Genomic DNA, 22,968 nt, shown 5'->3' with positions numbered 1-22,968 from the left:
CAGAAGGTTATTCGCCGTTGCCAAGCGCGGTGAGCGCCACGTTCACCGCCGCCAGCAGACGTGCCTCCGTGACGCCGTCGCGAGCCTGCACCGACAAGCCGTGCAGGAAGACGGCAAAATAATCACCGAGGCTTTCGGCATCGGTTTCGGGTGGCAGTTCGCCCGCGATTACCGCAGCCTTCAGGCGCTCAATAATGCCCTGAGTGCGCAACCGGCGGTGTTCTGCCAACCAGGTTTTGATACCGGCGTTTTCGTCGCTGACACTGGTTGCAGAGGAAACCACCATGCAGCCTTGTGGTGCATCAGCGCGGCTATAGAGTGCCACGGCGTCGTATAACATGCGTTTTATTGCCGTATGCACACTGCTTTCTTCACTGAATGCGCGATCGGCAAACCCACCTTCATGGCTTTCATAACAGGCAATGGCTTCACGGAACAAAAGCTCTTTTGAACCAAACGCCTTGTAAATACGTGCGGAGGCAATGCCCAGCTCGGCAACCAAATCCGACATCGACGTACCTTCATAACCCTGTCGCCAAAAGAGGTCACGTGCCTTCACTAATGCCTGTTCGCGGTCGAATTCGCGTGGTCTGCCTGCCATTCATCTACCCTTATTTGCCGATCTTTCAGTGAAATAGGATCGCTTAAATCCACCTTAATACCAACGATTTTTTAAAATTCGCTTGCTGAGGAATGTATTTAAGCATATTGTTTGTCGATCGACAAACAATATGAGTTTACGATGAAAACCCTGAAAGGTCCAAGCCTGCACCTCGCACAATTCAGCGACGACGCTGCCCCCTTTAACAGCCTGCCGGCGATAGCCGACTGGGCCGCGAAAACCGGTTTTAAAGCCCTGCAAATCCCCGCGTGGGATAGCCGCCTGTTTGACTTGGCAACGGCCGCAGAAAGCCAGACGTATTGCGACGATCTGGTCGGTATGTTGGCAGCACATGGGCTGGAGGTCAGCGAACTGACCACCCACATTTTTGGTCAGCTGATGGCGGTACACCCGGCTTATGACGCGCTATGTGACAGCTTTGCGCCACCGGCTTTACACGGCAATCCGAAGGCACGCGGTGAGTGGGCGCACCAGCAGCTCCTGTTGGCGGCCAAAGCCTCTGCACGACTGGGGCTGACTGAGATGGGCACGTTTTCAGGTTCACTGGCCTGGCCCTATTTGTTCCCGTTCCCACAGAGACCGGCGGGGCTGATTGAAACGGCCTTCGATGAGTTGGCCAAGCGCTGGCTGCCGATACTCAATGCCTGTGACGAGCAAGGGGTGAACCTGTGCTATGAAATTCATCCCAGCGAAGATTTGCACGATGGCGTGACCTTCGAAATGTTCCATCAGCGCGTTGGCGGCCATCCGCGCTGTCAGATACTGTTCGACCCGAGTCACTTCGTGCTGCAACAACTTAACTATCTGGATTATATTGATATTTATAAGGATTTTATTCGCATGTTCCACGTCAAGGACGCGGAGTTTAATCCGACCGGTCGGCAGGGGATCTACGGCGGTTATCAATCTTGGACTGAACGCGCAGGGCGTTTCCGCTCGCTGGGCGATGGGCAGGTGGATTTCAAGGGCATATTTTCACGGCTGACGCAGCACGGTTATCAAGGCTGGGCAACGCTGGAATGGGAATGCTGCCTGAAACACCCACAAGACGGGGCCCGTGAAGGCGCAGCCTTTATTCGTGACCATATCATCAACGTCACCGACAAGGTGTTTGATGATTTTGCCGGCGCACCGGTTGACCAACAACAAATCAATGCCTTGCTTGGCCTGCGCTGAGCCACCTTAATCCTTCACGGAGAACACCGATGACACTGCAAAATAACGGGTCCGCGCAACATGGACCTGAGCCAGAACACGTCTATGCGCGGGTAAATGGCAACCGAATTCACTGTGTAACGCTTGGCGAAGGTCGTCCGGTGCTGTTGATTCCTGGGTGGCCACAAACCTGGTACACCTGGCGGCATGTTATGCAAGCGCTGGCGGCAGCCGGTTTTAAAGCCATCGCGGTAGATCCCCCAGGTATCGGGGATTCAGACAAGCCTGTGGGCGGCTATGACACCGGCAGTGTCGCTGCCACGCTGCACCAGACCATGCTGCAGCTTGGGTACCCGAGTTATCAATTGGTCGGTCATGATATAGGGATGTGGATCGGGTACGCGATGGCCAGTGACTTCCCACAGGCGGTCACGGGGGTGGTACTGACGGAGGCGGTGATCCCTGGGCTTGCACCCGCACCGCCGATTTTTGTGCCCGCCGACCAGAACATTTTCCTGTGGCACTTCATGTTCAACCAACTGACGGACCTGCCGGAGGCATTGACGTTGGGCCGTGAGCGAGAGTACCTCAGCTATATCTTTAATCGTTGGTCTTATCGCCGCGATCGGGTCGCGGCGGAAACGTATATCACGGCCTATTCGGCACCGGGTAGCCTGCGGGCCGGTTTTGATTACTACCGCGCCATTCCGGAAACCATACGGCAAAATCAGCGTCGGGCTGAAACCCGCCTGACCATGCCGGTGATGACCATTGGAGCCGAGCACGCCACCGGAGATGCGCCTTTTCTCACCTTGCGCGATAACGCCACTAACCTGCGTGGTGAAACGGTTGCCGAGTGTGGGCATTTCATTACCGAAGAGTCCCATGAGGCGTTTATTGCGTTGGTGGTACCGTTCTTGCTGGAGGGCCAGGCTGATGCCACTTAATCCGCAAATAGCCCACTTCCTGGCGGACGCGGCGCAGGCAACCGCACCGGAATCTCTGTCTGAGATGCGTGCGGCAGCAGAAAACGGGCTGTTGCAGTTGCAAGGTGAGCCCGAGGCCAGTGGCGGGATCAAGAACGGATGGGTCACCGCCAGCGACGGGCACAATATTGCTATTCGTGCTTACACGCCATTGGGCGTGGATGCGGGAGCCCCCATACCGGCAATGTTGTACGCCCACGGTGGCGGCTGGTGTCTGGGCTCACTGGCGCTGTATGACCAGCCTTGCCAGGCACTGGCCAATGCCACAGGCCGCATGATCCTGTCGGTTGATTATCGCTTGGCACCGGAACATCCCTATCCACGGCCGTTGGATGACGTGTATCAGGCATTGTGCGGCGTGATTGAACAGGCGGATGCGTGGGGATTCGATGCCACACGTATCGCGGTTGGTGGTGACAGCGCGGGGGGGAATCTGGCCGCGGCCGTTGCGCTATTGGCTCGCGACTGGGATGGCCCGCAGATTGAACATCAGCTGTTGCTGTACCCGGCCTTGAGCCGGGCTATGGATACGGCCAGCTACGTCGACTACGCACAAGGCTATTTTCTGACGCGGGAAGTGATGGAATTTTGCTGGCGTCAGTATCTGCCTGAAGAGCGCGATCACCCAGAGCCTTACGCAGAACCCTTGCATGCAGCAACGTTAAGCCGGTTGCCCCCGGCAACCATATTGAGCTGCGAGTATGATCCGTTGCGCGATGAGGCGGAGGATTATGCCCGGCGTCTGCGGGAGGACGGGGTTGCGGTGCGCTGTGAACGGCTGCCGGGCATGGTACATGCCTGCATCCATATGCTGGGTTTAACCCCGGCGGCACGGGAACTGTTCGACAAGGCCCGATGATAAAATGCCCCGTGAGAACGGGGCATTTTTTTCGCTTAGGTTAATTAACGGCCCGCGACGGTGACAAAGCGGGTTTCCAGGTAAGATTCGATCGCTTCGCTGCCGCCTTCGGTGCCGTGACCAGAGTCTTTCACCCCGCCAAACGGCGTTTCAGGCAGGCCAAAACCAATGTGGTTAATGCTGAGCATGCCGCTTTCCACATCGCGTCCCAACGCGTTCACGGTCACGATGCTACGGCTGTACGCGTAGGCTGCCAAACCGTAAGGCAGGCGATTGGCCTCGGCGATAGCCTCCTCATAGGTTGCAAATGGCCGCAGCAGGGCGACCGGGCCAAACGGTTCTTCAGACATCGCACGAGCACTCAAGGGGACGTCGCGCAACACCGTCGGCTCAAAGAAATTGCCAGGGCCTGCTACACGTTTTCCGCCGGTGGTGGCTTTGGCTCCCTCGGTAATGGCATCTTTCACGAAGGCTTCTATGGCATCTACGCTGCGTTGCAGCACCATTGGCCCCATGGTCACACCGTCCTGCTGACCGTTGCCCAGCTTGATATCGCGTACTGCTGCGGTGAATTTCTCGACAAAGGCTTCATAAACGCCTTGCTGGATCAGGAAACGGGTCGGTGCAATGCAGACCTGTCCGGCATTACGGAACTTGGCCAGTGCCAGCTCTTTCGCCGCGGTGTCGAGATCGGCATCGTCAAAAATCAGCACTGGGGCATGACCGCCCAGCTCCATGGTGGCCTTTTTCATGTGCTGACCCGCCAGCGCCGCCAGGTGTTTGCCCACGCGGGTGGAACCGGTGAACGAGATTTTGCGAATGCCAGGGTGCGGGATCAGGTATTCGGAAATCTCTGCTGGGGTGCCGTAAACCAACGCGATCACGCCAGCGGGAATGCCGGCATCGGCAAAGGCGCGAATCAACTCTGCCGGCGAGGCCGGGGTTTCTTCCGGCCCTTTAATGATGATTGAACACCCGGCTGCCAGAGCGGCGGACAGCTTGCGCACAATCTGGTTAATCGGGAAGTTCCACGGCGTGAACGCAGCAACCGGGCCTACCGGCAGCTTCAGCGTTTGCTGTTGAACATCCTGACTGCGGGATGGAATAATCTGGCCATAAGTGCGGCTGGCTTCGCCGGCAAACCAGTCAATCACGTCTGCCGAGTTCAGGATCTCAACCTTGGCCTGCGCCACCGGTTTACCCTGTTCCTGGCTCATGATCAGGGCAATTTTCTCGGCACGTTCACGCAACAATGCTGCGGCTTTACGCATCAGGTTGGCCCGCTGATAGGCAGAGGTTTCACGCCAAATTTTGAAGCCGCGCTCGGTTGCGGTCAGCGCCAGATCGAGATCGGCTGCTGTGGCGTGAGCCACGTTGCCAATAACCTCATCGGTGGCGGGATTCGTGACCGGCGTGGTTTTGCCAGCAACTGCGTTGCGCCATTGTCCGTCAATATAGAGTTGGGTATCTGGATACATTGTTGCCTCTTACTTTCAGGGGATTAAAGACCGTGTTCCCACTCTGCGGCGGGATAATCGATAGCCCGGCGCTGAATTGCAGGTACCGGACACTGGGTAAAATACCCTACGCTGAATGAGCCGCAGCGTCCAGAGTACCAGGCAGTGCACTACTCAAAACCCGTTGTGTTGACTATCATATCGGCATCAGCAACATTGAAGCAGGACGGTACGGTGCAGGGTGTTCCATTAGCGTTTCCCTTTGAAAAGGACAGCGCACAGTTTCGGCGTTTGCCGCAGGTGCCGGGTGTAGAACTTTATCATGCCCATATTGAACGCTATGCCTTTGAACCGCATTCGCATGACGCTTTTGCCATCGGGACCGTCGATTTTGGTGCTGAGCGTTTCCGTTACCGTGGCGCGCAACATGTGGCGGCGCCGGGTTCACTGGTGTTGATGAACCCCGACGAACTGCATACCGGCCAGGCGGAAACCGTCGGTGGCTGGAATTACCGCATGCTGTATCTGGAGCCGGCGACGCTGGAGCTATTGTCAGGTGAGCAGGGGTTTTGGTTTACCGATGCGGTCCGCCAGGATCCGTTAGCGGCGCGGCAACTGTCCGCCATGCTGGCCGCCCTGTGGCAAACTGATGACCCGCTTACGATTGACAGTTTGTTATTGCAGATCGTCGCCGTTTTTCGCCCTCATATCCAGGTATCAAGATCGTTGAAGGCCGAGTCGACGCACCGTTTTGATATCGTCAAAAGTTACCTGCACGATAACTTCTCCGCTGCGATTACATTGGGCCAACTGGCATCGTTGGTGTCTCTCAGTCCCTATCATTTTCTGCGTAAATTCAAAGCCGAATACCATGTATCTCCCCAGCAGATGCTGATGGCAATCCGTTTGTCGCAGGCCAAACAGATGTTGGGGCGCGGTATACCTGCGGCACAGGTCGCGGCGGCAACGGGATTAACCGATCAGGCGCATTTGACGCGGGCTTTTGCTAATCGTTACGGTGTCACTCCTGTCCGCTATCAAAAACAAGTTGGAGGCCGCTGAAAAGAGGGGCCACAAGATGCGTCAGATGAAGGGCACCGAATAACGCGCAATAAATAGGGGCAATGCGTGGCCTAATACCCTTTCCGTCATTACCACCGACATTAAGCTAAGTAGGCGAATGCTGCTTGTTCTCTGTCCAAGATGTATTTTCCGTTAACGTGATAATTCTTTTTTTTATGCTGCATTAGCAAAATTATCTGGCGAGTCATGCTGAAGGGTTTGTCACGCGCAGAATTTTACCTCTAACCGTGAATAGACACAGCGATTCTGGTTGATATAAAGCTTAATGGAAATTATTATCATTTGCGTTTTTGCATTCAGAATAATGAAATGAAAAATGATTAAGAACAACCCCAACTCCTGAGGATTGCTATTTTATGGGCGTTCGAAACTTCATAAGCTGTACGTTCTTTACCCTTTTGTTAACCCTGTCTGGCACCACAAATGCTGCCACCACGACATTAACGGATGTCCTGGGGCGGCAAGTTACGCTTGAGACCCCCGTCAAAAGGGCGGTCTTGGGGTTTTACTTTGAAGACTACATGGCTGTCGGCGGGGAAGTCGCGTACGAACACGTCATTGGTATTTCTCGTGAGGCCTGGCGAGGGAAAGTCCCTGCGAATTGGAGTATGTATGTTAAGCATATGCCATCGCTGGCCCGTATCGCCGATATTGGCGAAGTGGACCTGCATAATATTTCGCTCGAAAATATAATATCATTGAAACCCGACGTTATTATTTTGGCAGAGTGGCAATACGTTGCTCTTAAACATGAAGTCTCTCGCCTTGAAGAATTAAACATTCCGGTCGTCGTGGTAGACTACAATGCGCAAACTGTAGAAAGACATGTCAGCTCAACAAAAATATTTGGCATACTGACAGGGCAAAAAAAACGCGCTCAGGAATTGTCAGCGTTATACGCTAATAACATTGCCGATGTACAACGTAGAGTGGCTGCGTCAGGATTAAAGAAACCCAAAGTTTATATCGAGTTTGGCAATAAAGGTCCTGATGATTACTCCTTCACTTACGGTAAGAATATGTGGGGAGCGATGCTGAAGCTTGCGGGGGCAGACAATATCGCTGAACCGCTTTTTGAGTGGTGGGGCGTGATTAATCCAGAACAACTTCTCGTTTCGAAGCCTGATGCTATTTTCATCTCAGGAAGAGAAAACAACAAGATTGCTTCAGCGCTTTCGATGGGTGTGGGTGTTGATAAAAACATCTCAATTCAACAGCTTATTGGGTTCTCTACACGCCAGGGCTGGAGTTCTTTGCCAGCCATTAAAAATAAGCAACTCTTCGGTGTATATCAAGGTGCATCAAGAACGCTCTCTGATTTTGCCATGATTCAGTTTATTGCAAAGTCACTTTATCCCGAACAGTTTAAAGATGTTGATCCGGTTAAGAATTACCTAAGTTACTATGAAAAGTATTTGCCAGTGAAACCTGAGGGAACCTTTGCTATCAGCGCGTGGGAGTAAAAACATTGACTCAGGCGTGACGCACTGATTTCTGCCAGCACCAAAGGAAAGCCTGCATACAATGCAGGCTTTTTAAATGGGCCGTGTTTTTATGCAATTAAATGGCACGAGTGGACTTAAGTTGCAGACGTTCAACGTTGCAGCAGAATTTCCCCGTCCCTACGAAAAGTGAGTAAAACAGCAATTTGCTACAATATTCCCCCTGACGGGTCGATTAGGCTGACACCCAATATCATTCACGGGTTCAGGCTGCTGTACCTGGTTGTTGACGGAGTCACTATGTTTGTTGGTGTGTTATTTGCCTTGTCTGCCGGGCTGATGTGGGGGCTGATTTTTGTCGGCCCCGTGTTAATTCCTGAGTATCCTGCGGCATTGCAGTCCACCGGGCGTTACCTGGCTTTTGGCCTGATTGCGTTACCTCTGGCCTGGTTTGATCGTCGTCGATTGAAAAAGTTACACCGTAATGATTGGTGGGAAGCATTAAAACTGACGGCGATAGGTAACTTGTTGTATTACCTGTGCCTGGCCAGTGCGATACAACGTACCGGGGCACCGGTTTCCACCATGATTATCGGCACGTTGCCGGTGGTGATTTCGGTCACTGCCAATCTGTTTTACAGCCAACAGGATGGGCGACTTTCATGGCGTAAACTCACGCCAGCCTTGCTGTTGATCGCCTGCGGGTTGGCACTGGTTAACGTTGCCGAGCTGCAAGGCAATAAGGCACCTGTCGATGTCTGGCGCTATACCAGTGGCCTGGGGCTGGCATTAGTGGCGGTAGCATGTTGGACCTGGTTCCCGCTGCGCAATGCCCGCTGGTTACGAGAAAACCCAAATCAAAGGCCTGCAACCTGGGCGACGGCGCAGGGGCTGGTGACGTTACCGCTGGCGTTAGTGGGCTACGTGTTGGTTTGCGGCCAGTTGGCGATGACCCAACCGGCGTTTGCATTGCCGTTTGGGCCAAGGCCGGAACTGTTTATTCCTTTGATGCTTGTTATTGGCATATTCTGCTCGTGGATTGGCGCACTGTGCTGGAATGAAGCGAGCCAGCGTCTGCCGACGGTGTTGGTGGGGCCGCTGATCGTATTCGAAATTCTGGCAGGGCTCGCCTATACCTTTATGCTGCGTCAGGCGTGGCCGCCGTTATTGACCGTCGGTGGCATTGCCTGCCTGATGATTGGCGTGGTGTACGCGATGCGGATTAAGCCGCAGCCGGTGGTGGTGTCACTGGCTGCGAAGGAGTAACACCTGCCGTGGGGACACGACAGGTGCGGGTTTTAGCGTTTGCTGTGGTGGATGATCTCTTCGGCCACATTATGGGGGGCTTCAGCGTAGTGGCTGAACTCCATCGTGTAAGTCGCGCGGCCCTGCGACATTGAGCGCAGGGTAGTTGAATAACCAAACATCTCGGACAGCGGCACCTTGGCGTGAATTTCCTTGCCGCCGCCGCCCGGGAGGTCCTCCATCCCTTGCACCAAACCGCGCCGAGACGACAGATCGCCCATCACGCTGCCGGCGTAGTCCTCCGGCGTTTCTACTTCTACCGACATAATCGGCTCGAGGATTACCGGGTCTGCCTGACGGCAGGCTTCTTTGAAGCCAAAGATCGCCGCCATGCGGAACGCTTGTTCTGAAGAGTCAACGTCGTGGTATGAACCGAAGGTCAGGTGCACCTTAACATCGACCACCTGATAACCGGCCAACACGCCATTATTCAGTGCTTCCAGTACGCCTTTTTTTACCGCCGGAATGAATTCCCCCGGAATAACGCCGCCTTTTATCTCATCAATGAACTCAAAACCTTTACCCGGTTCATTGGGTTCCACCGTCAACACCACGTGGCCGTACTGCCCCTTGCCGCCAGATTGACGCACGAATTTACCTTCTACGTCGGTCACGCGTTTGCGTATCGTCTCACGGTAAGACACTTGCGGTTTGCCGGTGGTGGTTGCCACGCCAAATTCGCGCCGCATGCGATCGACGATAATTTCCAGGTGCAATTCGCCCATGCCGTAAATAATGGTCTGGCCGGAGTCTTCATCCGTGCGCACGCGGAAAGAGGGATCCTCGGAGGAGAGCCGCTGAAGCGCAATCCCCATTCGCTCCTGATCGGCCTTGGTTTTTGGCTCAATGGCTTGTGCGATCACCGGCTCTGGGAACACTATTTTTTCCAGCGTGATGATGGCGTTAGGATCGCACAGGGTGTCACCGGTCGTGACGTCTTTGAGTCCCACACAGGCGGCAATATCACCGGCGTGCAGCTCTTCGACATCTTTGCGATCGTTGGCGTGCATTTGCACGATGCGACCAATACGCTCTTTCTTGCCTTTGATCGGGTTATAAACGCTGCTGCCCTTGGTGAGTACACCGGAGTAAACCCGCACAAAGGTGAGTTGGCCAACAAAAGGATCGGTCATCAGTTTAAACGCCAGCGCGGAAAACTTTTCGTCATCGGACGCTCGGCGGATAACAATCTTGTCGTGCTCATCGTGGCCTTCCATGGGCGGAACGTCGAGCGGCGAAGGCATCAGTTCGATCACCGCGTCGAGCATGCGTTGCACGCCCTTATTGCGGAAGGCTGAACCACACAGCATGGGCTGGATTTCACCCGCCACCGTGCGCAGACGCAGGCCACGAACGATCTCCTCTTCGCTCAACGGCACCTGATTAAGGTATTTATCCATCAGTTCTTCCGAACCTTCGGCGGCGGCTTCGATCATTTTATCTCGCCACTCTTGGGCAATGTCGCGCAGTTCTGCGGGGATCTCTTCAAAGCTGAAGCTCATGCCTTGCGTCGCTTCGTCCCACACAATGGCCTTCATGCGTACCAGGTCCACCACGCCGGTGAAGTGGTCCTCGGCGCCAATAGGAATGACAATCGGCACGGGATTGGCCTTCAGACGTTCGATCATCATTTTACGTACGCGGAAAAAGTCCGCACCGACGCGGTCCATTTTGTTGACGAACGCCAGACGTGGCACTTTGTATTTATTGGCTTGACGCCAAACGGTCTCTGATTGCGGTTGTACACCGCCCACCGAGTCATAAACCATGACCGCGCCGTCCAGCACGCGCATGGAACGTTCGACCTCAATGGTAAAGTCCACGTGGCCTGGGGTGTCGATGATATTGATACGATGCTGCGGATAATTATGCTGCATGCCGTTCCAGAAACAGGTTGTTGCTGCCGAGGTAATGGTAATACCGCGTTCCTGTTCCTGTGCCATCCAGTCCATGGTGGCTGCGCCGTCGTGCACTTCGCCCAGCTTGTGACTGACCCCGGTGTAAAACAGAATTCGCTCGGTCGTGGTGGTTTTGCCGGCATCAATATGCGCCGAAATGCCGATGTTGCGGTAGCGTTCGAGGGGGGTAGTACGTGCCATAATTAACCTTTCTTAGCCGCGTTAAAGAGAAGCGGCTCAAACAGCATGAATAATTATGATAATCCTCTGTGGGTTATCTCCGGACGGATGAATGATTACACCGGTCACAGATTAATCGTAGTTGATAGAAGGGGTTTTACTAAGTGATGGCTGCGATAGGTTTTTCCGTATTGGCCTGCGTGCCGACATTGCTGCGGGCAGAGCAGAAGATCATTGAGACGACTCAAATGGCCAGCAGGGTAGCGGGCGATAACTCGCCCACTACGGCATCACTCGGCAAAGATGTGCGCCTGACCGATGATACTCAGGCTGACGTGGGAACCGGCACGAATGCCTTCTCGGCTGACGGTTTTAATCTCGATAGCCGTGTCATTGCCGGTCATGCGCAGATTTAAGGTCGAGACAAAACCGGCAAAATCAATGCTGGTCACGATCGCCTGGCTCTGCTGTTGTGACACAGACTGGCTAATTTGGATCTGTTCTGGGCGCAGCATAATGCGCGCAGGCCCGCGGCGCTGACAATCGTCCACGGCAATTCGGCCCAGAGCGCAATCGGCCCAGCCTTGTTCAAGCTCTGCGGACAACACCAGCGTTTCCCCTAAAAAGGTGGCTGTCGGCTCGTCCACCGGTCGCAGATAGAGATCTTGTGGTGGGCCGACCTGCGCCAAACGCCCATTACGCATCACCGCGACCTGATCGGCAAATGACAGGGCTTCGGTTTGATCGTGGGTCACCAGAATCGACGCAACCTTGGCTTCGGCCAGCAGCTCGGCCACGGCTTTGCGGGTCGCGGCGCGCAGGCCGGTATCGAGCGCGGAAAAGGGCTCATCGAGCAACATCAGTTTGGGTTGCTGAGACAATGCACGTGCCAAGGCCACCCGCTGTTGCTGTCCGCCGGACAGCTCGTGCGGCCACAGTGCTCCAAGGCGGCGATCCAGCGCCACCATCTCCATCAATGCATCAATGCGCAACTGTTTGTCGCGTTTGCTTCCCTTTAGACCGAATCCAATATTGCCTGCCACGGTAAAGTGTGGGAATAACGCGCCGTCCTGTGGCACAAAGCCAATGCCACGCAGGTGTGCCGGTACCCAACCGTTGCCGTTGGCCATCGCCTGGCCTTGTAACATCACTTGGCCGTTATCCGGAATTTCAAAACCCGCGATGATGCGCAGCAACGTGGTTTTCCCAGAGCCCGAAGGGCCGACAATCGCGGTACGGCTGCCTTCTTCGACCTGTAAATCAATATGCTCCAGCACCTTAACTGCGTTATAGGACTTACTGATGCCGTGTAGTTCAAGCGTACTCATAATCCCGCCGTGCGTTTGGATTGAGAATAAAGAAGCCAGGTCAATGGCAGAGACAGCCCCACCATAATCAAAGCGTAAGGGGCTGCCGCCACATAGTCGATCTCGCTGGTCAATGCCCAGAAACCGGTCGCCAACGTGCGCGTCCCGTTGGGTGCCAGTAGCAGAGTGGCGGTCAACTCATTGGAGATGGCCAGAAACACCAGCGCCGCCCCGGCGGCTGCACCCGGGGCCGCCAGGCGCAGCGTGGTACTCCATAACGCTTGAGCCGGTGAACGCCCGAGGCTGCGTGCCACGTTTTCCAGCTCGACCGGCGCCTGAGCAATACCGGCGCGCAGGTTGATCAAGGCTCGTGGCATAAACATCAATAAATAGGCCAGCAGCAAGGTAATTTCTGTTTGGTAAATGGGGCGGAAGCTGTGAATGGTGATGGTCACCAACGCCAGCGCGACCACAATACCGGGCAGTGAACTGGTGACATAGTTGCAGCCTTCCAGCACGCGATAGAGCCGCGCCGGGTAGCGTACCGACAACCAGGCCATAGGAATGGCGCACAAGGTGATCAGTAATGCGCCGCTGGCGGCCAGCGACAATGTTTGCAGCAAGGCCGGCAATAACTCGGCGTTACGCCACACGTCAAGCCCACCGAGCGCCAGCCATCGGGCTAGCGTAATAAAGGGAACGCCCAGTGCCAGCGCCGTGAGGCACACTGGCAGTAGCAGGCCGAATAGGGTGGCCATTTTGCCAAGTCGATACGCGGTCTGGCTGCGGGCACTGCCAGAGCCGACGCGGGCATAACGCGCCCGACCACGGCTGGCGGCCTCCAGCAGCAGCAGCCCCAGACAGCACAGCACCAGCACACCCGCCAACATGTTGGCGGCCGGGCCGTTAAAGGTAGACTGGAATTGATCGAAAATGGCGGTGGTAAAGGTATCAAAACGGATCATGGCGTACAGGCCGTATTCCGCCAGTAAATGCAGTGCGATCAGCAGTGATCCGCCCCAAATGGCCAGTTTTAGCTGCGGTAACACCACGCGGAAAAAGACAGCCAATGGCCGACTACCCAATGAGGTGGCGACGTCTTCAATACCGGGATCCAAGCGGCGCAAAACCGCGGCGGCCGGCAGATAAATAAACGGGAAGTAGGCGAGCACAGAAATAAAGACACCCGCGCCCAGTCCGTGCATTGAAGGCACCAAACTGATCCAGGCATAACTTTGCACGAAGGCGGGTACTGCCAGCGGTGCTGTCGCCAATAAAGACCAGATGCGGCGCCCCGGCAACGTCGAACGTTCAGTCAGCCAGGCTAGCGTCACCCCAAGAAGTGCACAGATGGGTAAGGTGAAGATCACCAACAGTAGAGTGTTGAGTAGCAATTCGCCCACGCGGGGGCGAAATACCAGAGCTTTAACCGTTTGCCAGCCGGTTTCAAACGCCACACTAATGACAAACCCCAGCGGCAATAGCGCCAACAGGGAAAGTAAAATGGCCGTTGCCACGATAAACAGCCCGGGCCGATGATGACGCCGGGTCGAAGCGTACCGCGGGGCTGAGCCCGCGGCGTTGAAACCTATATTCGACATAGGGTTGAAAGCTCTCTGTACTGATAAACCGGCTTACAGTAGCCCGGCTTCGGTCATCAACTCGACCACTTTTTTGCCATTCAGCGACGAAGCGTCAACTTTTGGTGCATCCAGTTCTTTCAGCGGTACCAGTTTTGGATTGGAGGCAGCATTAACACCGACGGCATACTCGAAGGCGTTGTTCGTACGCAGAATCTCTTGGCCGTTTTTACCGGTGATCCACTTAACGAACTCCTGTGCCTGTTTTTGGTGCTTGCTGGATGCCAGCACACCGCCACCAGAGATGCTGACGAACGCGCCTGGATCCTGGTGTTTGAAGTAGTAAAGCTTGATGTTTTTACTGTTTTCGCCCGTTTTTGCACCATCGACGAACGGATAATAGTGATAGATAACCCCGCTGTCGATTTGGCCGGCATTGACCGCTTTCATCACGGTGCTGTTACCTTTATAGGCGGTGGCGTTGGTCTTCATCGCTTTCAGCCATTCCAGCGTGGCTTTTTCGCCTTTGAGCTCCAGCAATGCACTGACTATAGCCTGGAAGTCTGCACCTGAAGGTGACGCGGCCCAGCGGCCTTTCCATTCCGGCTTGGCCAGATCCAGCAGGGACTTAGGCAGCTGTGCCTCTGTCAGTTTCGCCGGATTGTAAACGAACACCGTTGAGCGGGCGGCAATGCCAACCCAGCGGCCATGCTGCGGACGGTACTGCGGTTCAACCTGCGCCAGTGTTGCTGCGTCCAGCGGAGCGAACAGCTTGGCGTTGTCTACCAGCACCATCGCAGGGGAGTTTTCCGTCAGAAATACGTCGGCAGGGGATGCGGTGCCTTCTTGCACCAGTTGGTTGCCCAATTCGCTGTCGCCGCCGTTACGCAAGGTCACTTTTATGCCGGTGTCTTTGGTAAAGCCGTCAACCCAGGATTTCACCAGGTTTTCGTGTTGCGCGTTATAAATAACGATGCCGTCATCCTGGGATGCCGCATTGGTCGAGAACGCCAGCATCATGGACGATGCCAACAAGGCAATCGGGCCGAGAGAAGAGAAACGCAGCTTCATACAGTCATCCTTATTAAGAGAGTGCAGAGAATAAAAGCGAAATGTGCCTAACGGGCGTTGGGCTGCCCTGATTGTATATAAGAACATTAATAATGATAGTGAAAACGATTCGTATTAATTTATTTTTAGATTTTGCTCACTAATTATCTCATCCTAAGGAAAAATTAAGTTTCAGCCTGAATAATCTGCCTTGATACCTGATTCTCATCAGTATTTATTATGTTCAAACCCTCATCTTCAATTCGTGCGCGACGTATTCGTTAGCTGAAGAACGCGCCGGAAGCCACGCTGTTCTTTTCGTTGATCACAATGATCCCCGCTGCCATGGGGAAGCGCCAACCGCCGTCTCGACCAGTATCAAACAGGCTCACCAACGCAGCAGATATTCGATTGATTGTGAAAGAAATTCATGTTGTTCGGTACGCGCTTATTTGGTTATGAGTCATAGCGTTTAATCATTTAATTTATTCAACTGCTTCACTGTATATATACGTCGACAAAACACCAATAAGGGATATCGACGTGAAGTATTCATTCAAACTTAACGGATTAGCCGGTCTAATCATCTTGTCTTTACAGGCGATGGTGCCGGTTAACGCCGCCGACGTGCCTGCAGGGGCTCAACTGGCCACCGTACAGGAACTGGTCCGTGCCAATGGTTATGAGCCGGCAACGCTTGATCCGAATTTGGCAGAAAGTAACGTAGAGTTTTATATCTTCAATGACATTTTTGAAGGTTTGCTGCGGGTGGGTAAAAACGGTGAAGTGATCCCCGCGCTGGCGACAAAATGGGTGCAGCAGGGCAATGTCTGGACATTCTATTTGCGGCCGGAAGCCAAATGGTCAAACGGCGATCCGGTGACGGCCGATGACTTCGTCTACAGCTGGCGGCGCCTCACCGATCCCAAAACAGCATCCCCCTATGGTAGCTATTTGGCGTCGGCCTATGTGCTAAACGCGGCAGAGATTAACGCCGGCAGCAAACCGCCAACCGAGCTGGGTGTGAAAGCGTTGGATGCACACAGGCTACAAGTCACATTGGTTGAGCCAAACTCCTATCTGCTTAAGCAGTTAGTGCATTTTCCTGTGCTGCCGGTGAATCGAAACGTGGTGGAGAAATACGGCAAAAATTGGACTCAACCGCAGAACTTTGTTGGCAACGGGGCGTTCCGCCTGACGCAGTGGGTCGTGAATGAGAAAGTGGTGGTGGAACGCAACAGCCAGTATTGGGATAACGCCCGCACGGTGCTCAATAAAGTGACGTTCCTGCCGTTACAGGGGTTCCCTGAAGTGGCACGTTTCCGAGCCGGCGAAATTGAATTGGGCTACAGTGCGCCGCCGGAATTGTACCAGCAGTTAAAAAATAGCCTGGGTGATGAACAGTTGATCACCTATCCACTGCTGTCGACCAGTTACTTTGCCTTTAACAACCGGCAGGCTCCCTTCAATGATGTCCGCGTGCGTCAGGCATTAAATCTGGCGCTGGATAAAGAGATCATAGCCACCAAAGTGCTGGGCTATGGCCAACAGCCGGCCTGGACGTTTACGCCAACCGGTGCCGGTGGTTTTACGCTGCAAGCGGGCCAAGAAGCAGGGTGGCCACGCGAACAGCGTATCGCACAGGCGAAAAAACTATTGGCAGAAGCGGGCTTTGATGCGGCACATCCGTTAAGTTTCACGCTGCTGTACAGCAACGATGCCACCATCAAGAAAATAGTGATCGCCAGCAGTGCGATGTGGAAAAAGAACCTGGGCGTGGACGTCACCTTGCAGAGCCAGGAACGGAAGGTGGTGCTGGACAATATCAACAATGGGCAGTACAGCGTGGCTTTCAGCCGTTGGTTGGCAGACTACAATGATCCGTCTACGTTCCTGAACGTGTTCCGCGCTACCAGCAGTGAAAATTCAGCCAAATATGCCAACGAAAATTACGATCGTTTGTTACACCAGGCGACCGCGGCGCAGACGCCACAGCAGGTACAACGCTATTTCCAACAGGCTGAAGACGTGCTGGCGGTAGACACGCCAGTGGCACCGGTTTACTACGAAGCGAACGCCACTCTGGTCAAACCCTATGTGAAAGGTATCGACTTTACCCGGCAGGGGCCGCTGTACGACAAGAATGTGTATATTCTCGCTCATTAACGACAGAATAACGCGTGGGCCGGGAGGGTACTGGCCCGCATTTATTATTTTGTCGCGAAACTTTTTTCTAAATGTTTCATAAACGGTTAGCCAACTTTTTCCTCATCGATAAAAAACCGCGCCTATACTGCCCCCCGTAGTTTATATGCAGTATCTCGTTTGGCGAGGCTCCTATACAAACACAGGTTACTGATCTGACGACATCGAGAGATGCCCAAGGTTAAGACAGGCTTTATCGGATTAAGGTTCAGCCCAAGGTAACTTCTGATGAATACATCAGATACGTTGTATAGTGCTAAAACCTGGACGCGGAGATAGGCTGTCTGCACTCCCTCTGTGGTTAACGCCCCTATGCGATTCGCTGTTGAAGTTCAAACAGAAATAGGGACTAACATAATGAAGTTACATCAAAATCACCCATCCTCGGCGCTTGCCTCTGCTGAAACTCATGATGAGTCTTCGGTCGCGGGCTATATGAATGCCGATTTCATTACTATCCCCGGCAATATGACGGTTAATAACGCAAAAGATTATTTTCTTTCGCAACTTAAAACCGAAGAAATTCCGACGCAGTTGTTTGTTACCGCCGACGATTATCATTTACGTGGCACATTGTCGGTAAAAAAACTCCTGCAGTGCGACGATCATGATAAAGCCGTTGGGGTGATGATCAACCAAAGTTATTTCCAGGTTTCCCCCGATGACGATCGCAATGATGTCGCTCATTTACTGGCTAAGGGCGGCTTGGATGTGGTACCGGTGGTGGCGAATAATACGCTGGTGGGCGTGCTGGGCGAACGAGAAATTGCCCGGCTGATCGAAGATGAAAATACCGAGGATGCACAGCGTCAGGGTGCCAGTCTGCCACTGGACAAACCTTATCTGGAAACCAGCCCTTGGGCGTTATGGCGCAAGCGTTCGGTATGGTTGCTGATGCTGTTTGTCGCAGAAGCCTATACCGGTAATGTATTAAAGGCGTTTGAAGAGCAGTTGGAAGCCGCTATCGCATTGGCGTTTTTCATCCCATTACTGATCGGCACCGGCGGTAACAGCGGTACTCAAATCACGTCTACATTGGTACGGGCCATGGCGTTGGGCGAGGTGAGCCTGCGCAATCTGGGGGCGGTAATCCGCAAGGAGGTATCCACCTCGCTGCTGATCGCCATCACCATTGGCGTGGCTGCCTGGGTGCGGGCCTGGATTATGGGCGTAGGGATGGACGTGACATTGGTGGTCAGTCTGTCATTGGTCGCCATCACCGTCTGGAGCGCCATTGTTTCCTCGATTATCCCCATGCTGCTCAAACGCCTGGGTATTGATCCCGCGGTGGTCTCTGCGCCGTTTATTGCCACCTTTATTGATGGCACCGGTTTGATTATTTATTTCAAAATCGCCCAGTACATTCTGGAGATTTAAAGACGTATCCGCTCCGTGTCTCTGCCGGAGCGGGCATTTTATCTGACAAAACAGGAGGCGCGTAAATATCCATGAGCAATGACCCCATCCGCTTTTTAATTAAAGAGGCATTTATCGATAATAACTAACCGAGGACGAAATAATGGGAAACATGACAATCTTTGTAGGATTCCTGAGTGTTATCAGCTCGCTGGGCTTGCTAGCTGCCTATATGAGCACTAAATGGGATGATTAATGAACGCTAAAGATCCGCCTGGATGCATCCTCCTCGACGTGCTTTATTTACGACGGGGAGGATGCGCTTAAATGCTGACCGCAGGATGCGGCTTTATGGAGTATAACGATAATGATTATTTCTATTCTTGGCTTACTTTATGCCATTTTGATGATCTCTGTTGGTGTGAATGAGATTTATTTTTATTCAACCGGAAAATCAGAATTCCTTTCTAGTTTAATGCTGACATTCTCGGGTACTATGCTGCTGGTTGCTTTTGTCTGGCAATGGTCTACTAAAATAAAAAAATGAATTACCCATTTGAATGTGAGTCGTAATATGCAAAATGAAAAGCAATCCGTTGCCAGAAACTCCATGATAGCGAGCGGGCTATTGGCCGTCGGTAAATTTACTGCCGGTATTTTTACCGGGAGTATTGGCCTTATTTCAGAAGGGATCCACTCTCTCACCGATTTTGTTGCCACCAGCATTACCTGGCTGGCGGTACGTATCAGCGATAAACCTGCCGACGATGATCACCATTTTGGCCACGGCAAGGTCGAAAACCTGGCGGCATTGTTTGAAGTGCTGCTGCTATTGGGGGCGGCAGGCTGGATTGTTTATGAAGCGGGCAAAAGCCTGCTGGGCGACGCCCATGAAATCGTCGCAGCGCCCGTGGTGATCGCCGTGCTGTTGATCTCTATCCTGGTCGATTTTTTCCGTGTTAAAGCATTGAACCGTGTGGCAAAAGCCACTGACAGTGCGGCATTGGAAGCCGATGCGCTGCATTTTTTCTCCGATATGCTGGCTTCCGCCGTTGTGCTGTTGGGGATGGTTTTTGTTCTGTTGGGTTTCAACCGTGCAGATGCCATTGCAGCCTTGATCGTCGCCTGTTTTATTGTGGTCGCGGCGCTGAAACTGGGAAAACGCTCTTTCGATTCGTTAATGGACACGGCACCCGCCGGAGCCAAGGAAGAAATCAGCGCATTGCTCGACACCTTCCCAGCGATATTGGCAACCGAGAGTATTCGTATTCGTAACGCAGGGGCCAGCTTGTTCATTGAAGTCACTGTCGCCGTTTGTCGTACTTTGCCGTTAGAGCGCATTAACGCGTTAAAACAGTCTATTGCAGAACGCCTGGAACAGCAGTACGCACATGCCGAAGCCACGGTGATTGCCAACCCACAAACCCGCAGTGACGAAGACATGGCGACCCGCATCCGGGTGATTGCTGCCAACCACGGTGCCGTGGTGCAAAATCTGGCGCTACAACAACTGCCCGAACGGATGTCGATCAGCATGGATCTGGCGGTCCCGGCCAGCGCCAGTGTGGCGCAGGCACACGACATCGCCAGCGAAATCGAAACGCTGCTACGACAGGCGATTGGTGAAGAGACAGAGATTGAAACGCACCTGGAGCCCCAAACCCATCACTGGATTGCCAGCGAGGACGTGGCACCGGATGAACTGGCTGATATTCGTCAGATACTGCAAACGGTAGTGGAGGGTGGAGACATGGTGCAGGACGTGCATAATATTCGCGCCCGTAAAACCACCGGCGGTATCATCGTCAATTTCCATTGTCGGGTATCCCCGGTGGCCTCCATTGTGTCAGCTCATGCAGCGGTAGACAGCATCGAGCGCCAACTGCGCGCACGCTATCCGACGATTTCTCGGGCAGTAGGGCACGTGGAACCCATTAAGCCAAAACCCGGTATTTGAGGCCGCGTTCCCCTTGGTTGTCTATGGGGTTATCAGGGCGTCATACCTACCGAGAATGTCAGCCGCCAATGAGGCCGATTACCCGGTTGCTCAATCCACGCGCGGTAGGCTGTCGGGGGGACCACCGACAGCCAAAATGCGAGGCCACCGGGATTATCTGCCAGCACTGACAGCTGCCAGTGACCCGGATGCAACCTGAACAAGGTTTGCACAACCGTTTTACCCATACCGTATTTGCGGCAGGGTTTGGTGATGTAGAACTCTGCCATTTCCATTGTCGGGATGGGATCCAGCGTGCGGACCAACGCAAACCCCACTGGCTGCGACTGATTTAAAATCAAATACGGGTACCGGCCGCTTTCGCGCCAATAATGTGACAAATGCGGGTAGTCCACATCGGCGCCCAATTCTCGCAGGTAGTCGGGCAGCATGGCCGCCAGCAGTGGCTGTTCCTCACGGGTTGCCAGCCGGAGATTAAGATTCATATCACCACCGAAAAGAAAAAGGCCGCCGATAGGCGGCCTGTGAAGGTTAGTCCAGATTCAACCGGGCGGTGAGGATGGCGATTTCCTCGCGCCACTGTTTTTGCAAGTGCGTTTTTTGATGCTTTGGCTTACGCGCCAGATCCTCCTGCAGTTTGTTTTCCACTTCAAACAACGTCGCAAGAAGCATTTCTTCGTCATCATGGCGTAACTCACTGGCGGTGAGAACCCGGCCTGGCGCTGCTATTGGCTGAGCGTCACGTTCTTCGGCCATTCGTGCGTAGACCGGCTCCAGATCGTGCCATTCTTCCAACTGCTGGTTATCAATCAGCCAGAAACGGTTACAGCTGTTTTCGATCAACATCCGGTCGTGAGTGACCAGCATCACAGCGCCTTCAAATTGGCGCAGGGTATCGGCCAGCTCTTCCTTACCTTCCATATCCAAATGGTTGGTCGGTTCGTCGAGCAACAATAAAGAATGGTTAGCCAGTGTCAGCCCGACAAACAGCAGGCGCGATCGCTCACCGCCGCTCAGCGTGCTGATACGTTGCTGATGGCGCAGATAAGGGAAGCCGGCACCAATCAGGGCCATTTTCCGCTGTTCTTCGGTTAGCGGCGCGAAATGCGTCAATGCTTCGCTCAGCGTGTCGTCATCGCGCAGCTGTTGCAGGCTTTGATCGTAATAGCCGATGCGTACCCGAGGATGGAAAACCGCGTCCTGGCTGGCCGCGCCTTGGTATTCCCGCCACAGGTGCTGCAGCAGTGAAGACTTGCCGCAGCCGTTACGCCCGACGATGGCAATACGGTCACCGCTTTTGACCCGCAGCTGCGCCAGGTGAAACAGCACCGGCGCATCAGCGGCCGGACGGACGTCCAACTGCGGCAAAGCCAGCAGGCGATCGGCATCCAGCGCCTCACCGTTAAGCTTAAGCCGCCATTGGCTGCCCGCCGTCAACGTGGTTTGCTCTTCTTTCATCCGATCAACGCGTTTTTCCATTTGCTTAGCCTTGCGAGCCAGGTCTTCATTATCGTAAACCTTGCCCCAAACGGCCAACCTATGGGCGCTTTTGGCGACCCGGTCGATCTCTTTCTGTTCCGCCTGACGGCGATGCGCATCTGCGGCATCCTGTTCCTCTAACGCCTTGCGTGCTGCAGTACATGGCAAGCGGAAGAATTGCAGTGTTTTGTCACGCAAGATCCAGGTGCAGTTGGTGACCTGATCCAACAGGTAGCGATCGTGAGATACCAGAACAAAACTGCCAGACCAGTTTTGCAAAAAACGCTCTAACCACAATAAGGTGGGAAGATCCAGATGGTTACTGGGTTCATCCAGCAGGAGCAGATCCGGTTGGCGGATTAACGCACGTGCCAGCAGCAGACGAGTATGCTGCCCACCGCTCAAGGTGCCGGCGGTTAGCGTCCATGACGGTGGCGCAAAACCCAGGCTGGTGAGCAGGACTTCTCCCTGCCAACTTTCGCTGACGCGCTGATTTTCTGGCAATCGCGCCAGTACTGCCTCGAGCAGGGTGCAGCCGTGCAGTTCATCAGGCAGGTGTTGTTCTACCCGTGCCATCAGGCACTGATGGGCAGGCGTCACGCTGCCGGTACTGGCAGAGAGATCACCGCTAAGGATTTTCAACAGGGTACTTTTGCCGCAGCCGTTATGGCCGATTAAACCAATGCGGTCGCCTTTTTTCAGGCTGAAGGAAACCTCAACCAACAGAGGGCCGAACGCGTTGTCGAAACCGACAGATTGTGCAGATAATAATGTGCTCATTGCTTACTCAAGAGTTACAGGCATGCAAATGCCTATCGTCAAACATCGCTGACGATAACCCGGTAAGCCGGAGGGAAGGGACTCAAATTTTAGTAAGCTTCGCTCAAGCCTGGGTTATCGCAGCACGATACCGGTAATGCTTGAGCAGCGGCAATTACTATAGAAGTGTGAGTAAAAAAACAATTCACACATCGGCATAATAATCCTCCTTTTTATAATGTTGGTAAATGGGTGCGCTGAGTATAAAACGCTTTGGTCGGTTATGCC

At 53.8% G+C, this 22,968-nt stretch carries 19 protein-coding genes and 1 riboswitch; of the genes, 11 read left to right on the top strand and 8 right to left on the bottom strand.

From position 1 onward, the window contains the following. Positions 1-7: 7 nt before the first annotated feature. Positions 8-601 (bottom strand): TetR/AcrR family transcriptional regulator, encoded by a 594-nt coding sequence (locus tag JOE25_RS07030; RefSeq protein WP_209633592.1) that lies wholly within the window; start codon positions 599-601, stop codon positions 8-10. A gap of 141 nt (positions 602-742) precedes the next feature. Here JOE25_RS07030 and JOE25_RS07025 point away from each other — a divergent pair, with 141 nt between their 5' ends. From JOE25_RS07025 to JOE25_RS07015, 3 genes are read left to right on the top strand one after another with little or no spacing between them, the layout of a single operon-like run. Then, complete coding sequence (locus JOE25_RS07025) at positions 743-1,798, top strand: sugar phosphate isomerase/epimerase family protein (RefSeq protein ID WP_209633590.1); 1,056 nt, start codon at positions 743-745, stop codon at positions 1,796-1,798. Positions 1,799-1,827: 29 nt separating this feature from the next. Next, positions 1,828-2,724 carry an alpha/beta hydrolase gene (locus JOE25_RS07020; RefSeq protein ID WP_209633588.1) on the top strand — a complete coding sequence of 299 codons (897 nt, stop codon included), beginning with the start codon at positions 1,828-1,830 and terminating at the stop codon, positions 2,722-2,724. Continuing rightward, on the top strand, positions 2,714-3,622 hold the full coding sequence (locus JOE25_RS07015; RefSeq protein WP_209633586.1) for an alpha/beta hydrolase: 909 nt from the start codon (positions 2,714-2,716) through the stop codon (positions 3,620-3,622). Before JOE25_RS07020 ends, JOE25_RS07015 begins: the two co-directional genes overlap by 11 nt. A gap of 44 nt (positions 3,623-3,666) precedes the next feature. Here the strand turns inward: JOE25_RS07015 and JOE25_RS07010 are convergent, their stop codons facing one another. After that, entirely contained in the window at positions 3,667-5,100 is a 1,434-nt protein-coding gene (locus JOE25_RS07010) for an NAD-dependent succinate-semialdehyde dehydrogenase (protein WP_209633584.1), read from the bottom strand. 213 nt (positions 5,101-5,313) lie between these two features. Between JOE25_RS07010 and JOE25_RS07005 the strand changes: the two genes are divergently transcribed. From JOE25_RS07005 to JOE25_RS06995, 3 genes are all read left to right on the top strand, one after another. Continuing rightward, positions 5,314-6,141, top strand: a complete 828-nt coding sequence (locus tag JOE25_RS07005; RefSeq protein WP_209634212.1) for an AraC family transcriptional regulator — start codon at positions 5,314-5,316, stop codon at positions 6,139-6,141. Between the two features lie 377 nt (positions 6,142-6,518). After that, entirely contained in the window at positions 6,519-7,625 is a 1,107-nt protein-coding gene (locus JOE25_RS07000; protein WP_209633582.1) for an ABC transporter substrate-binding protein, read from the top strand. 279 nt (positions 7,626-7,904) lie between these two features. Further along, positions 7,905-8,870, top strand: coding sequence for a DMT family transporter (locus JOE25_RS06995; protein ID WP_209633580.1), 966 nt, complete (start codon positions 7,905-7,907; stop codon positions 8,868-8,870). Positions 8,871-8,902: 32 nt separating this feature from the next. On the opposite strand, the gene fusA is transcribed toward JOE25_RS06995, so the two are convergent. From fusA to JOE25_RS06975, 4 genes are all read right to left on the bottom strand, one after another. Beyond that, on the bottom strand, positions 8,903-11,008 hold the full coding sequence (fusA, locus tag JOE25_RS06990; RefSeq protein WP_209633578.1) for an elongation factor G: 2,106 nt from the start codon (positions 11,006-11,008) through the stop codon (positions 8,903-8,905). A 269-nt stretch (positions 11,009-11,277) separates the two neighbouring features. After that, on the bottom strand, positions 11,278-12,315 hold the full coding sequence (locus JOE25_RS06985; protein ID WP_209633576.1) for an ABC transporter ATP-binding protein: 1,038 nt from the start codon (positions 12,313-12,315) through the stop codon (positions 11,278-11,280). Continuing rightward, a complete protein-coding gene (locus JOE25_RS06980; RefSeq protein WP_209633574.1) occupies positions 12,312-13,895 on the bottom strand; it encodes an iron ABC transporter permease in 1,584 nt (527 codons plus the stop codon). The genes JOE25_RS06985 and JOE25_RS06980 overlap by 4 nt, the downstream gene beginning before the upstream one ends. Before the next feature lie 33 nt (positions 13,896-13,928). Next, positions 13,929-14,945, bottom strand: coding sequence for an iron ABC transporter substrate-binding protein (locus JOE25_RS06975; protein WP_209633573.1), 1,017 nt, complete (start codon positions 14,943-14,945; stop codon positions 13,929-13,931). Positions 14,946-15,425: 480 nt separating this feature from the next. Here JOE25_RS06975 and JOE25_RS06970 point away from each other — a divergent pair, with 480 nt between their 5' ends. From JOE25_RS06970 to JOE25_RS06950, 5 genes are all read left to right on the top strand, one after another. Next, positions 15,426-17,090, top strand: a complete 1,665-nt coding sequence (locus tag JOE25_RS06970) for an ABC transporter substrate-binding protein (RefSeq protein WP_245209790.1) — start codon at positions 15,426-15,428, stop codon at positions 17,088-17,090. A gap of 147 nt (positions 17,091-17,237) precedes the next feature. Continuing rightward, positions 17,238-17,411, top strand: a riboswitch (M-box (ykoK) riboswitch). A 30-nt stretch (positions 17,412-17,441) separates the two neighbouring features. After that, positions 17,442-18,506 carry a magnesium transporter gene (gene mgtE / locus JOE25_RS06965; RefSeq protein ID WP_209633571.1) on the top strand — a complete coding sequence of 355 codons (1,065 nt, stop codon included), beginning with the start codon at positions 17,442-17,444 and terminating at the stop codon, positions 18,504-18,506. A 142-nt stretch (positions 18,507-18,648) separates the two neighbouring features. Beyond that, positions 18,649-18,741 (top strand): protein MgtS, encoded by a 93-nt coding sequence (gene mgtS / locus JOE25_RS06960; protein ID WP_147284273.1) that lies wholly within the window; start codon positions 18,649-18,651, stop codon positions 18,739-18,741. Positions 18,742-18,852: 111 nt separating this feature from the next. After that, on the top strand, positions 18,853-19,032 hold the full coding sequence (locus JOE25_RS06955; protein ID WP_037415475.1) for a hypothetical protein: 180 nt from the start codon (positions 18,853-18,855) through the stop codon (positions 19,030-19,032). Positions 19,033-19,059: 27 nt separating this feature from the next. Next, complete coding sequence (locus JOE25_RS06950; RefSeq protein ID WP_209633570.1) at positions 19,060-20,442, top strand: cation diffusion facilitator family transporter; 1,383 nt, start codon at positions 19,060-19,062, stop codon at positions 20,440-20,442. Between the two features lie 32 nt (positions 20,443-20,474). On the opposite strand, the gene JOE25_RS06945 is transcribed toward JOE25_RS06950, so the two are convergent. Together JOE25_RS06945 and JOE25_RS06940 are read right to left on the bottom strand one after the other, a co-directional pair. After that, positions 20,475-20,927: a GNAT family N-acetyltransferase gene (locus JOE25_RS06945; protein WP_209633569.1), complete on the bottom strand. Its 453-nt coding sequence runs from the start codon at positions 20,925-20,927 to the stop codon at positions 20,475-20,477. 46 nt (positions 20,928-20,973) lie between these two features. Further along, a complete protein-coding gene (locus tag JOE25_RS06940; RefSeq protein ID WP_209633568.1) occupies positions 20,974-22,701 on the bottom strand; it encodes an ABC-F family ATP-binding cassette domain-containing protein in 1,728 nt (575 codons plus the stop codon). Positions 22,702-22,968 lie beyond the last annotated feature (267 nt).

The organism is Serratia sp. PL17 (genome assembly GCF_017832355.1).
Taxonomy (GTDB): domain Bacteria; phylum Pseudomonadota; class Gammaproteobacteria; order Enterobacterales; family Enterobacteriaceae; genus Serratia.
Note: the sequence above shows the minus strand (reverse complement) of the source record. Positions and strands in the feature narration are given on the sequence as shown.